At 67.7% G+C, this 12,732-nt stretch carries 12 protein-coding genes; 8 read left to right on the top strand and 4 right to left on the bottom strand.

Going from position 1 to position 12,732, the window contains the following annotated elements; all coding sequences use genetic code 11:
- The first annotated feature begins 8 nt into the window (after window positions 1-8).
- The 8 genes from O7R11_RS01770 (at window position 9) to O7R11_RS01805 (ending at window position 7,735) form a co-directional block, all read left to right on the top strand.
- The gene (locus O7R11_RS01770) at window positions 9-2,183 is read left to right on the top strand and encodes an HAD family hydrolase (protein WP_337995752.1); all 2,175 of its coding nucleotides are present in this window, start codon (window positions 9-11) and stop codon (window positions 2,181-2,183) included.
- Window positions 2,180-3,025: an HAD-IIB family hydrolase gene (locus O7R11_RS01775; RefSeq protein ID WP_337995753.1), complete on the top strand. Its 846-nt coding sequence runs from the start codon at window positions 2,180-2,182 to the stop codon at window positions 3,023-3,025. The genes O7R11_RS01770 and O7R11_RS01775 overlap by 4 nt, the downstream gene beginning before the upstream one ends.
- Before the next feature lie 15 nt (window positions 3,026-3,040).
- Window positions 3,041-3,937: a PfkB family carbohydrate kinase gene (locus O7R11_RS01780; protein WP_337995754.1), complete on the top strand. Its 897-nt coding sequence runs from the start codon at window positions 3,041-3,043 to the stop codon at window positions 3,935-3,937.
- Between the two features lie 223 nt (window positions 3,938-4,160).
- Window positions 4,161-4,397: a hypothetical protein gene (locus tag O7R11_RS01785; protein ID WP_337995755.1), complete on the top strand. Its 237-nt coding sequence runs from the start codon at window positions 4,161-4,163 to the stop codon at window positions 4,395-4,397.
- Window positions 4,394-5,965, top strand: coding sequence for a cytochrome ubiquinol oxidase subunit I (locus O7R11_RS01790; protein ID WP_337995756.1), 1,572 nt, complete (start codon window positions 4,394-4,396; stop codon window positions 5,963-5,965). Before O7R11_RS01785 ends, O7R11_RS01790 begins: the two co-directional genes overlap by 4 nt.
- Window positions 5,966-5,968: 3 nt before the next feature.
- Entirely contained in the window at window positions 5,969-7,123 is a 1,155-nt protein-coding gene (gene cydB, locus O7R11_RS01795) for a cytochrome d ubiquinol oxidase subunit II (RefSeq protein ID WP_337995757.1), read from the top strand.
- 14 nt (window positions 7,124-7,137) lie between these two features.
- Window positions 7,138-7,248, top strand: a complete 111-nt coding sequence (gene cydX, locus O7R11_RS01800; RefSeq protein WP_337995758.1) for a cytochrome bd-I oxidase subunit CydX — start codon at window positions 7,138-7,140, stop codon at window positions 7,246-7,248.
- 70 nt (window positions 7,249-7,318) lie between these two features.
- Window positions 7,319-7,735, top strand: a complete 417-nt coding sequence (locus O7R11_RS01805) for an HIT family protein (protein ID WP_337995759.1) — start codon at window positions 7,319-7,321, stop codon at window positions 7,733-7,735.
- Here O7R11_RS01805 and O7R11_RS01810 read toward each other — a convergent pair.
- The 4 genes from O7R11_RS01810 to O7R11_RS01825 all read right to left on the bottom strand — a co-directional run bounded on the left by O7R11_RS01810 (window position 7,732) and on the right by O7R11_RS01825 (window position 12,729).
- The gene (locus O7R11_RS01810; protein ID WP_337995760.1) at window positions 7,732-9,015 is read right to left on the bottom strand and encodes a dicarboxylate/amino acid:cation symporter; all 1,284 of its coding nucleotides are present in this window, start codon (window positions 9,013-9,015) and stop codon (window positions 7,732-7,734) included. The genes O7R11_RS01805 and O7R11_RS01810 overlap by 4 nt on opposite strands.
- A gap of 90 nt (window positions 9,016-9,105) precedes the next feature.
- Window positions 9,106-10,068: a magnesium transporter CorA family protein gene (locus O7R11_RS01815; RefSeq protein WP_337995761.1), complete on the bottom strand. Its 963-nt coding sequence runs from the start codon at window positions 10,066-10,068 to the stop codon at window positions 9,106-9,108.
- Between the two features lie 227 nt (window positions 10,069-10,295).
- Window positions 10,296-12,347 carry a PP2C family protein-serine/threonine phosphatase gene (locus tag O7R11_RS01820; protein WP_337995762.1) on the bottom strand — a complete coding sequence of 684 codons (2,052 nt, stop codon included), beginning with the start codon at window positions 12,345-12,347 and terminating at the stop codon, window positions 10,296-10,298.
- Between the two features lie 37 nt (window positions 12,348-12,384).
- Window positions 12,385-12,729: a slr1659 superfamily regulator gene (locus tag O7R11_RS01825; RefSeq protein ID WP_337995763.1), complete on the bottom strand. Its 345-nt coding sequence runs from the start codon at window positions 12,727-12,729 to the stop codon at window positions 12,385-12,387.
- Between the last annotated feature and the right edge of the window lie 3 nt (window positions 12,730-12,732).

Consider the following 12,732-nt stretch of genomic DNA (forward strand, 5'->3'; position numbering starts at 1 on the left):
CAAATCCGATGGCACAGGGCCTGTACGTCCTGCACTTGAGCCTGCACGGCCTGATCCGCGGCCGCGACCTGGAACTCGGCCGCGACGCCGACACCGGCGGGCAGACGCTCTACGTGGTGGAGCTCGCCCGCGCGCTCGGCAAGCACCCCGAGGTGGAACGCGTCGATCTGCTCACCCGCCGGATCGACGATCCCGCTGTCGATGCCGACTACGCCAAGGCGGTGGAGCGGGTGGCCCCGGGGGTGCGCATCGTGCGCATCCCGGCGGGACCGCCGGACTACATCCGCAAGGAGCTGCTGTGGGACCACCTGGACGGCATGGCCGACACCGCCGCCGAGTTCCTGCGCGAACAAGACCGCCTGCCCGACGTCATTCACAGCCATTATGCCGACGCGGGCTATGTGGGGGTGCGGCTGGCCCGCCTGTTCGGCCGCCCGCTGGTGCACACCGGGCATTCGCTCGGCCGGGTGAAGCGCCTGCGCCTGCTCGCCGCGGGCATGGACGGCGAGGACATCGAGACACGCTATGCGATGCAGCGGCGCATCGAAGCGGAGGAGAAAACCCTCTCCACCGCCGACTTGGTGATCGCCAGCACCCACAACGAGGTGACCGAGCAGTACGAGCTCTACGACTGCTACCACCCCGACGGCATGGCGGTGATCCCGCCCGGCGTCAACCTCACCCGCTTCCACCCGCCCGAGGGCGACGAGGCGGAAACCCCGCTCGCCGCGGAGATCGGCCGCTTCCTGCGCAGGCCGAAAAAACCCATGGTGCTCGCCATCGCGCGCCCCGACGAGCGCAAGAACCTGCCCGCCCTGGTGGAAGCCTTCGGCAACGAGCCGAAGCTCCGGGCACGCGCCAATCTGGTGATCGTGCCCGGCACCCGCGACGACATCCGCGACATGGACGAAGGCTCGCGCGAGGTGCTGAAGGACCTTCTCCTCGCCATCGACCGCCACGACCTCTACGGCTCGATCGCCATGCCCAAATCGGTCACCGAGGTGCCGCTGATGTACCGCCTCGCCGCCGCGAGCAAGGGGGTGTTCGTCAACCCGGCGCTCACCGAGCCCTTCGGCCTCACCCTGCTGGAGGCGGCGGCGAGCGGCCTGCCGCTCGTCGCCACCCACGACGGCGGCCCCACCGACATCATCCGCAACTGCGACAACGGCCTGCTCGTCGATCCGCTCGACCCCGCCGACATCGGCCGGGCGCTACGCGCCCTCCTCTTCTCGCCCAAGGAGTGGCGGCGGCTGCGCGACAACGGCCTGGTCAACGTGGCGCACCACTATTCCTGGGCGGCGCACGCCGACACCTATGTCCACCGCATCCTGCCTCTGGTCGGCAAGGCCGCGGAGGCGCGCCCCGCGGTACGCCGCCACAGCGTCTATGCCGACCGCGCGCTGATCGCCGATCTCGACCAGGTGCTGATCGGCGACGGCGAAAGCCTGACGCGGCTCTGCGAACTGTTGCGCGCCAACCGCAAGGACGCCGCCTTCGGCATCGCCACCGGGCGGCCTCTCGATTCCGCGCTGCGGGTGATCCGCCGCCACGGCATCCCCGCGCCGGACATCCTGATCACCGCGCTCGGCACCGAGATCCACTACGGCCCGCGGCTTCTGCCCGACAACTGGTGGGAACGCCACATCGACCACCAGTGGAACCCGCGCGCGGTACGCCGCATCCTCGCCGGGATCGACGGCGTCACCCTGCAACCGCAGAATCAGCAGACCTTCTACAAGGTCAGCTACTACTACGACGGCACGGTGGCGCCGAAGTTCGAGGACCTGCAAAGCCTGTTCTACCAGGCGGAACTGACGGTCAACCCGGTGCTCTCGTACGGGCAGTTCCTCGACATCCTGCCCAGCCGCGCCGGCAAGGGCATGGCGCTGCGCTATGCGGCGCACCAGCTCGACATTCCGCTGGAGCGCATCCTGGTGGCGGGCGGCTCGGGCAGCGACGCCAACATGATGCGCGGCAACACGCTGGCGGTGATCGTCGCCGACCGCCACGACGACGAACTCGAAAGCCTCGCCGAACTCGACCGGGTGTTCCGCCCCGAGGGCAAGCACGCCGCGGGCATTCTCGAGGCGATTGCGGCCTTCGACTTCTTCGGCGCCTGCGCCTTCCCCGCCCCCGCCGCCGAGGCGGCGGAGCCCGCGCCGCAGAAGGAGGAAACCCCGTGAGCCTGCCGCTGCTGCTCTGCTGCGATCTCGACCGCACCCTGCTGCCCAACGGCCCGCAGCCGGACGACCCCGCCGCCCTGCCGCGCTTCCGCCGCGTCGCGGCGCGGCCGGAGGTGAGCCTCGCCTACGTCACCGGACGCTCCCGCGCCCTGGTGGAACGGGCGATGGCGCGCTGGAGCCTGCCGCCGCCGGATGTGGTGGTCGCCGACGTCGGCACCACCATCTACGACGTCGGACCGCGCGGCCTGTGGCGCGCGTGGGAGGACTGGCGCGCCGAGATCGCCCGCGACTGGCGCGGCCGCACCCCCGCGGAGATCGCCGCTGCGCTCGCCGGGCTGGCCGCCCTGACGCCGCAGGCCGAGGACCGCCAGGGGCCGTTCAAGCTGTGCTACACCGCGCCGCCGGATGCCGACGCCGCGGCGCTCACCGCCGCCGCGCGGGCGCGGCTCGATGCCCTCGGGGTTTCCGCCGAGGTGGTGTGGAGCATCGACGAGACCGGCCCGATCGGCCTGATGGACGTGCTGCCCGCGCGCGCCACCAAGCAGGGCGCCGTGGAGTTTCTGATGCGCAAGCGCGGCGTCCCGCCGCAACGCGTGCTCTTCGCCGGGGATTCCGGCAACGACCTCGCGGCGCTCACCGGACCGTTCCCCGCGGTTCTCGTCGCCAACGCCGCCGAGACGGTGCGCGCCGAGGCGCGGCGGCTGGCGCATGCCGCCGGAAAATCCGATATCCTCTACATGGCGCGCGGCGATTTTCTCGGCATGAACGGCAACTACGCCGCGGGCATTCTCGAGGGTCTGGCGCACTTCTTCCCCGAGAGCGCCGCCTGGATGGACCCCTGACGCGGAGACGAGGACATGACCGCTTCTCCCCTGATCTTCGGCGAGGTCCTGTTCGACCGCTTCCCCGACGGCTCCTCCGTGCTCGGCGGCGCGCCGTTCAACGTCGCCTGGCATCTCCACGCCTTCGGCGCGCGGCCGCTCCTCATTTCACGCATCGGCGCAGACGCGCCGGGGCGCGAGGTGCGCGCCGCGATGCGCGCCTGGGGGATGGACGATTCCGGCCTGCAGGAAGACCCGCAGCGCCCCACCGGCGCGGTGGACGTCGCCATGGCCGACGGCGAGCCGCACTACGCCATTCCGCCCAACGCCGCCTTCGATGCGATCCGCCCCGAGGCGCTGCCGCCGCTTTCCGACGCGGCGCTGCTCTATCACGGCACGCTGGCGCTGCGCGGCACCGGCAGCCGCGCCGGATTCGACACCCTGCGCCGCTTCACCGGCGCGCCGGTGTTCCTCGACGTCAACCTGCGCGCCCCGTGGTGGACCATCCCGGAGGCCCGCCGCCTCATCGCCGAGGCCCGCTGGGTGAAGCTCAACGCCGAAGAGCTGGACGCGCTCGCCCCCGCGGGCGGTGACATTCCCACCCGCGCGCGGGCGTGGATAACCGCCCACGGACTCGACCTCGTGGTCGTCACCCTGGGCGCGCAGGGCTGCATCGCGGTGAACGCCGCGGGAGAGACGCTCGCCCCGCCGCCGCCCGCCGCCGCGCGCATCGTCGATCCGGTAGGAGCCGGAGACGCCTTCTCCGCGGCGCTCATCCTCGGCCTGGCGCGCGGTTGGGACCTCGCCGTCACCCTGGCGCGCGCCCAGTCCTTCGCCTCCGCCATCGTCGGCCGCCACGGCGCGGTGCCGCGCGAGCCGGAGCTCTACCGCGGATTCGCCGACTCCTGGGGACTCTCCCCTTCCGGAAGCTGACCCCTTTTCGCGCCGCGAGGGCGGCCTATATGTGCAAAAAGGAAAGCCCTCAAATCCCTTATGGAATTTCTCGGGAATATGCGAAAGCGCAACTTGAAACCGTTCGATATTTGCCGTCTAGTAGGGGCACAGCCTGGGAATTTTCGTGAAAATTGATATCCATCAATGTCTCGTGAATACCCAAGCATTAGCGTAGGGTAAAAATCCGGGGGAGAGGATTGTCATGGTCCGCGTGCTGTCCGTACTCGGTATCGCCCTGGGCAATGTGTTCCGGCCGCGGTCGCGCCTCGCCAAGGCGATCGCGCCGCTCATCCTGTTGAAGATCGCGATCATCGTCTGCGCCCGGATCTTCTGGTTCGGCCCGATGATCCACCATGTCGTCCCCGGCGAGGTTGCGGAGAAATTCGTCTCCGCGCCCGCTCCGTCGATCGCCGGAGACACCGAAGGAGACCATCCATGATCGAGTCCAGCGTCGTCGATCTGTCCCGCCTGCAATTCGCCATGACGGCGATGTATCATTTCCTCTTCGTGCCCCTCACCCTCGGCCTCTCCCTCTTGCTTGCGATCATGGAGAGCGTCTACGTGATGACCGGCAAGACCATCTGGAAGGAGATGACGCAGTTCTGGGGCAAGCTGTTCGGCATCAATTTCGCCATGGGGGTGGCTACCGGCATCACCATGGAATTCCAGTTCGGCACCAACTGGTCGTATTACTCCCATTACGTCGGCGACATTTTCGGCGCGCCGCTGGCCATCGAAGGTCTGATGGCGTTCTTCCTCGAAAGCTCGTTCGTCGGCCTGTTCTTCTTCGGCTGGGATAAGCTCAGCAAACGCGGCCACCTGCTCGCCACCTGGCTGGTGGCGATCGGCTCCAACCTCTCGGCGTTGTGGATTCTCATCGCCAACGGCTGGATGCAGAACCCCACGGGCTCCGAGTTCAACTTCCGCACCATGCGCATGGAGCTGACCTCGTTCTACGACATCATCTTCAACCCGGTGGCGCAGGCGAAGTTCGTCCACACCGTCTCCGCCGGATACGTCACCGGCGCGATGTTCGTGCTGTCGATCAGCGCGTGGTACCTGCTGCGCAAGCGCCATGTCGCCTTTGCGCAACGGTCCTTCATCGTCGCCTCGGCGTTCGGCCTCGCCTCCGCCCTGTCGGTGGTGGTGCTGGGCGACGAAAGCGGCTACACCGTCACCGAACACCAGAAGATGAAGCTCGCCGCGATCGAAGGCATGTGGGAGAGCGAACCCGCGCCCGCGAGCTTCACCCTCATCGGCTTGCCCGACCAGGACGCGCAGGAAACCCGTTTCGCGGTGCGCATTCCCTGGCTGATGGGGCTGATCGCGACGCGCTCCATCGACACGCCGCTGCCCGGCATCAAGGACCTGGTGGCCGATGCCGCGATCCGCATCGAGGACGGCAAGGCCGCGCTCGCCGCGCTCAAGACGCTGCGCGCCGACCCGGACAACGCCGCGGCGCGCGCCGCCTTCGACAAGTCCAAGGCCGACCTCGGCTATGCGCTCCTGCTGAAGCGCTACACCGACACGCCGGAAACCGCCGACACCGCGACCGTGGTCAAGGCGGCGGAGAGCACGGTGCCGCACGTCGCCTCGCTGTTCTGGTCGTTCCGCCTGATGGTGGGGCTGGGCTTCTACTTCATCGCCGCCTTCGCCTTCGCCTTCTACATGTCCACCAAGCTCGCCTTCGATAAGAAGTGGTTCCTCACCCTGCTGCTGTTCAGCCTGCCGCTGCCGTGGCTCTCCTGCGAACTCGGCTGGTTCGTCGCCGAGCACGGGCGTCAGCCCTGGGCGATCGAAGGGGTGCTGCCCACCTTCCTCGCCGCGTCCAGCATCTCCACCGTCAAGGTCGGCTTCACCCTGTTCGGCTTCGTCGCGTTCTATTCGGTGCTGGCGGTGATCGACGTGTTCCTGATGCGCCGCTACGTGCTGATGGGGCCGGTGCAGGCCCTCGGCCTCACCCCGGCGAAGCCCGCCAAAGCGGCCAAAGCCGCCAAGGGAGTGTGATCCATGCTGTTCGATCTCATCGACTATTCGATCCTGCGCCTCCTTTGGTGGGCTCTTCTCGGCGTTTTGCTCATCGGCTTCGCCATCATGGACGGCTTCGACCTCGGCGTCGCCACCCTGCTTCCCTTCGTCGCCAGGAACGACACCGAGCGTCGCATCGCCATCAACTCCATCGGCCCGGTGTGGGACGGCAACCAGGTGTGGCTGGTCCTCGGCGCGGGGGCGATCTTCGCTGCCTGGCCGCCGATCTACGCCACCGCCTTCTCCGGCTTCTACATCGCGATGTTCCTGGTGCTGGCCGCGCTGATCCTGCGGCCGGTGGGCTTCGACTTCCGCAACAAGCTGCCCTCCCCCCGCTGGCGGCGCAACTGGGACTATGCGCTGTTCATCGGCGGCGCGGTGCCGTCTCTGGTGTTCGGCGTGGCGGTGGGCAACGTGCTGCTCGGCGTGCCCTTCACCATCGACGCGGACCAGCGCATCTTCTACGAGGGCTCCGGCCTGTTCGAACTCTTGAACCCGTTCGGCCTGCTCGCCGGGATCGTCAGCCTCACCATGCTCGCCGCGCACGGCGGCTCCTACCTCGCGCTGAAGAGCGACGGCCCGGTGCGCGAACGCGCCCGCAAGGCCACCATGCTGCTGGCCCCGGTGTCCGCCGCGTTCTTCATCCTCGGGGGCTTATGGATCGCCTCGGGGATTTCCGGCTACGCCATCACCTCGCCGGTGGATCCTTCCGGGCCGTCCAACCCGCTGCTGAAGACCGTGACCACCGGCGTCGGCCTGTGGACCTCGGTCTACGTCAAGTATCCGGCCGCGGCAATCGCGCCGCTTCTCGGCATCGCTGGGTTGTTCGGCGCCGCCCTGCTCGCCAAGCTGCGCCATGAGGGCCTCGCCTTCATCGCCAGCGCGGCGGGCATCGCCGGGGTGATCCTCACCGCCGGGGTCAGCCTGTTCCCGTTCATCATGCCCTCCAGCCTCGCGCCCAACGCCAGCCTGACGGTGTGGGACTCCTCTTCCAGCCACCGCACCCTGTTCGTCATGGCGGTGTGCGCGCTGATCTTCGTGCCGATCGTGCTCGGCTACACCAGCTTCATCTTCCACGTGCTGCGCGGCAAGCTGACGGCGCAGCACATCGAAAAAGGCAACAAGAGCCTCTACTGAGAACGGAGCGAACCATGTGGTACTTCTCTTGGGTTCTGGGCGTCGGACTGGCCTGTTTCTTCGGCATCCTCAACGCCCTGTGGCAGGAAAACCACCTGCCGGAGATCGCCGGCACCGACGAGTGATTCCGCTTTCCGCCGGATGGCGCGCCGCGTACTCTCGCGGCGCGCCTTTTTTCGTGCCGGAGATTCCGCGATGCCCTTCGAACTCGACCCGCGCCTCGCCGCCGACAGCCTGTGCCTCGCCGGGATCGGCGGCTGCCAGGTGCGCATGCTCGACGATGCGCGCTTTCCCTGGCTGCTGCTGGTGCCGGAACATCCCGGTGCGGCCGAGTTGTTCGACCTGCCGGAGGCGGAGCGCCGCGCCGTGCTGGACCTCGCCTGCCGCCTCGGCGCGGCGATGAAGCCCGCCTTCGCCGCGGACAAGATCAACATCGGCGCGCTCGGCAACATCGTGACGCAGTTGCACGTCCACATCGTGGCGCGGCGGGCGGGCGATGCCGCCTGGCCCGGCCCGGTATGGGGCGCGGGCAGCCGCGAACCGATGGACGAAAATCAAAAGGCGGCGCAAAGCGCCGCCTTCCGCAAGATTTTGCAGGACCTCGAAGCCTAGGCTTCTTCCAGCTCGCCCAGGGCGTCGCGGCCGCTGTTGAACACCGCGAGATCGAGCTCGCCCTCCGACTTCGCCACCAGGGTGGCGACCATGCCGTCGCCGACGACGTTGAGCGAGGTGCGCGCCATGTCGAGCACGCGGTCGATGCCCGCGATGATCGCCACGCCCTCGAGCGGCAGGCCGACCGAGGACAGCACCAGGGAGAGCATGATCAGGCCCGCGCCCGGCACGCCCGCGGTGCCGATGGAGGCCAGCGTCGCGGTGAGGATGATGGTGACGTAGTCTCCGCCCGACAGGTGCACGCCGAACACCTGCGCCACGAACAGCGCGCAGACGCCCTGGTAGAGCGCCGTGCCGTCCATGTTGACGGTGGCCCCGAGCGGCAGCACGAAGCCCGACACGCCCTGGGAAATGCCCAGGTTCTTCTGCGCGCAGGACATCGTCACCGGCAGGGTGCCGGAGCTCGAGGTGGTGGTGAAGGCGACGGTGGCCGCCTCGGCGATGCCCTTGTAGAACTTCAGCGGGTTGAGCCCCACCGCGCGGATGGCGAGGCCGTAGACCAGAAGCGCATGCAGGATGCAGCCGAGGTAGACGGCGACGATCACCATCGCCAGCGGCAGCAGCAGGTCGAGGCCATAGGTGCCCGCGGTCCACGCCATCAGCGCGAACACGCCGAAGGGGGCGAACCAGATGACGATGGCGGTGAGCTTGTAGATCACTTCCGCCAGGGCATTGAAGGCGTCGCGCACCTTTTCGCCGGGCTTGCCCGACATGTTGATCGCCAGGCCGAACAGGATGGCGAAGAAGATCACCTGCAGCACGTTGCCCTTGCTCATCGCCTCGATCGGGTTGGTCGGGATGAGGGCAACGAAGGTGTCCACCAGGGACGGGGCCGCCTTGGGCGCCACCGCCTTGGCCGCGCCCATGTCCACCCCGGCGCCGGGAGCCATAACGGTGCCGAGCGCCAGACCGATGGTGATCGCGACGGCGGTGGTGAGGAGGTAGAGAACGATGGTCTTGATGCCGACGCGGCCCATCTTCGCCGGGTCGCGCATCGAGGTCACGCCGCTGACCAGGGAAACGAAAACCAGCGGCACGATCAGCATCTTGATGCCGGAAATGAACGCGGTGCCGATCGGCTTGACCGCCGCCGCCGACTTGCCGAACACCAGACCGACGATCAGGCCCAGAACGAGGCCGGCGAGAATCTTCTGCCACAGGGGAATGGCGTTCCACATCCCCAACGGACCGGGTTTCTTCTGCGAGGTGCCTTGAGACACGGTGATTCCTCCATATCGGATAGTCCGGCGTCGTTGCGCCGGTTTCACGCTTTTAAAAAAGAAACTTCCGAATGATACGCTATCGGCGGATTACAACCACTTCTTTCGGCGGAAGTAGAGGAACGGAATCGCTGCGGAAGCGAACATCAGGCCGAGTGCCCACGGATAGCCGAGATGCCATTTCAACTCCGGCATGAAGGCGAAGTTCATGCCGTACATGCTGGCGATCAGGGTCGGCGGCAGGAAGGCCACCGAGGCCACGGTGAGGATCTTGATGACGTTGTTCTGCTCGATGTTGATCATGCCGAGCGTGGCGTCGAGCAGGAAGGCCACCTTGGTGGAGAGGAAGGTGGCGTGCTCGGCGATGGACGTGACGTCGCGCATCAGGGTCTTCATGCGCAGCTTCACCTCCTTGCGGATGCTGGTCTGCCCGCCGAGGAAGAGGAGCAGGCGGTTCAAGCCGAGAAGGCTGTCCTTCGCCTTGGTGGCGAGATCGCCGGCGCGGCCGATGCGCTGCAGGATGTCCTTGAGGCCGGAGCCGCTCGCCCCCTCCTTGCGGAAGATGTCGCGCGAGATCGCCTCGAGATCGGCGGTGGCGCTCTCCAGCACGTCGGCGAGGCGGTCGGCGATCTGCTCCAGCAGGCCGACGAGGGCGACCTCGCCGGTGCCGACCAGGGCGGGCTGGCGGGCGAGGCGGCGGATGAACATACCGAAGGGCAGCGGATCGACATAGCGCACCGTGAGGAGGCGGCTGCCCGCGAGGATGAAGGTGACCGCCGCGGCCTCCGGCTCGTCGGTCATCGCGCGGGTGAGCACCGGCATGGTCATCACCTGGGCGCCGCCGTCCTCGTAGAGGCGGCTGGAGACCTCGATCTCCTGCATTTCCTCGTGGGTGGGGATATCGACGTTGAGCAGCCGCGAGATCGCCGTCTCGTCGTCCCGCGACGGCGTCAGGAGGTCGATCCACACCGTCTGTTCCGGCAGGGAGTCGAGCGCGCCCTCCACCACGGTCTGGCGCAGCAGTCCCTGATCGAAATGAAACAGCGTCAACATGGCGGCCTCCTCGCAAAAATGCCGGGGGCGGGCCGCATTCCGTCAGAGACGGCTCTCCTCGGCCCTCGACCGCCCCGCGGCGGAAGCGGAAATGAACATCGGACTGGGAGGTTCGGTCATCATCTCAGTGGTCCCTGACTTCGGCCCCGGCGGGGCGGCGCGCGCCGCCGCTAGGGACGCCGCCGTCCTAACCCTTTTCGCTGCGCCTTGTCAACCGCGCCGGCCGCTCAGCGCTGGCGGATCACCAGCAGCGTCATGTCGTCGTAGACCGGCGCGTCGCCGATGTGCGCGCGCACCGCGGCGATCACCGCGTCCTTGATCGCCGAAACCTCCGCCGGGGCGTGGCGCAACAGCTCCTCTTTCAGACGCGCGACGCCGAAGAGAAGGCCGTTCGCATCCGCCGCCTCGGTGATGCCGTCGGAATAGAGCACCACCAGGTCTCCGGGGAAGAGGTCGGCGGCGGCCACCCCGGTATACGCGCCGATGCGATCGACGAGACCGAGCGGCAGACCGAGCTCCAGGGTGTCGAGTTCCTCGATCGTGCCGGAGCACCGCAGAATCAGCACCGATTCGTGCTGGCCGACGATGTGCAGGCGCCCCGCCACGCCCGCCGGGAGGTCTTCCTCCCCGGCGCCGCGCGGGCGGTAGTCGAGCAGCGCGAAGCTCAGGTTCTTCTCGCAGCCCAGGCGCCGGATGTTCTGGTACATCGCGCGGTTGAGCACGTCCAAGAGGCGCGGCAGGTCGTGTTCCTCCGCCGTCACCAGGGTGCGCACCGCGCTCTGCGCCAGAAGCATCACCACGCCGCTTTCCAGCCCGTGGCCGGTGACGTCGCCGATGCCGATGCACACGCCGTCGCCATCCGCCAGCACGTCGTAATAGTCGCCGCCGACCTCGGTGGCGGGCTCCATGAACGCCGCGATGTCGAGAGGCGCGACCTCGGCCAGTTCCTCCGGCCGCGGCAGCAGCATGCGCTGCAGCCGCCGCGATACGTCGAGCTCGGTGCCGAGGCGGAGATTCTCCTCGTTGAGGCGGTCGTTGAGAATTTGAATCTCGTGGTGCGCCTGGTCGAGGCTGTGCAGCGCCTGCTCCGTCTCCTCCTTCTCGCGGATCAGCATCACCTGCTTTTCCACTTCCATCTCGCGCAGGGTGAGCGCGTTGCGCTTGAACCCGGCGAGGGTGCGGGTCATCTCGGCGATTTCGTCTTGGCCGTCGTCGGCGGCGATGTCGCGCTCCCAGTTGCCCTCCGAGACCTCGCGCATCAGCGCATTGAGGCGCAGCAGCGGGTCGCGGATGCTGCGGGCGATCAATCCGCCAGCCGCCAGGCCGACCAGAAGCAGCAGCAACACGCCGGCGCCGGTGATCGCGAGGGTGATGTTCATGTCCCGCTTGAGGCTGTCCTGGAGTGCGCCTTCACGCGCGGAGACCATCTCGACGAGATGGTCGGCGCTGCGGTTCATGCCGATCCTGTAAAGGGACAGGAACCCATTCGCGGTCTGCGTGCGCCTATCGACCAGCGTCTTGATCCGCGCGGTCTCCATCATCATCCCGCGCAGGGCCCGCTGCGCTCCCCGGAAGTCCTCGGAAAAGCCGCTCCGCTCGTCCAGCAGAACGGCCAGTTGCAGGCACTCGCCGACGCGCCGGAGAGCGGCCACCGCCTGCACCGCGCCCAAGCCTTCCCGCGAGTTCATGAACGCCAGGATCGCCGTACGTGCCTTGGCGAATTCAAAACGCGCCTGCAGCAGGTTTTCATGTATCCCGGGCGGAAGGTCCGGCTGTTCGGCCAGGCGCAGCAGGCGCTGTTGCATCAGGTCCTCGGACGAGGACAGGTAGCCCGTGTACAGTTCGTGCGCGGACATCGACAGGGCGGTGACCTTGCCGAACGCCTGAAGGTAGCCCTCGAAGGACAGGTGCAGACGGCTGGGCTCGAGGTCCAGGGTCTCCGTCCGGCCGATGAACGGGTCGAGGGTGCGCTCCACCTCTCCCGCCATGACGTTGAATTGCGCGATCTGGCTGGTATCGCCGCTCCGCAGGAAGGAATCCCCCAGAACCCCGAGGGTGTTGATGGCATGGCGCATCGCCGTGGCCTTGCGGGTCTGCTCCCGCAGGGCGGCGGAATCCTGGCGGTAGTCCCGGGTCAGCAGCGAAACCTGCCACCCCGCGACGACCATCACCGCAACCGCCAGGGTATAGAGAATCAACGTATAGAAAATGCGCCGCCGAATCGGAACCCGCCGCAACCGCGCCTGCAAGCCTCCCCGGCTATCCCCGTCTTCGTTCATGCCGACGCTCCCCTCATCCCCGGCAGGGGGCGTTTCCTCAGCGGAACTCGACGACCAGAGACGGCATCAGCCGCCGCAGATTCTGCAGCGACTTGCCCTGCCACGGAATCGCGCCGGAACCGATGATGGTGAGCGCCAGGTCGCCGCGGTTGCGCGCCTCGATGACGAATTTCGACAGCACCGCGATGCCGGAGCTGTTGAGGAATTCCAGGGCCGAGAGGTCGAGGGTCATCGCCGTGGCGTCCTCGGCGGCATTGGCCAGGAGAGCGACGATCGGCGCGTATTCCGCAATGCCGTTCAACCGCAACGTCCCCGACAGGGTCACCAGGTGCGCCCCCACGTCGCACCGTGCCGCATAATTCTCTCCCGAAAACTCCGTCATCTC

The organism is Oleispirillum naphthae (assembly GCA_027864655.1).
Lineage (GTDB): Bacteria > Pseudomonadota > Alphaproteobacteria > Rhodospirillales > Rhodospirillaceae > Oleispirillum > Oleispirillum naphthae.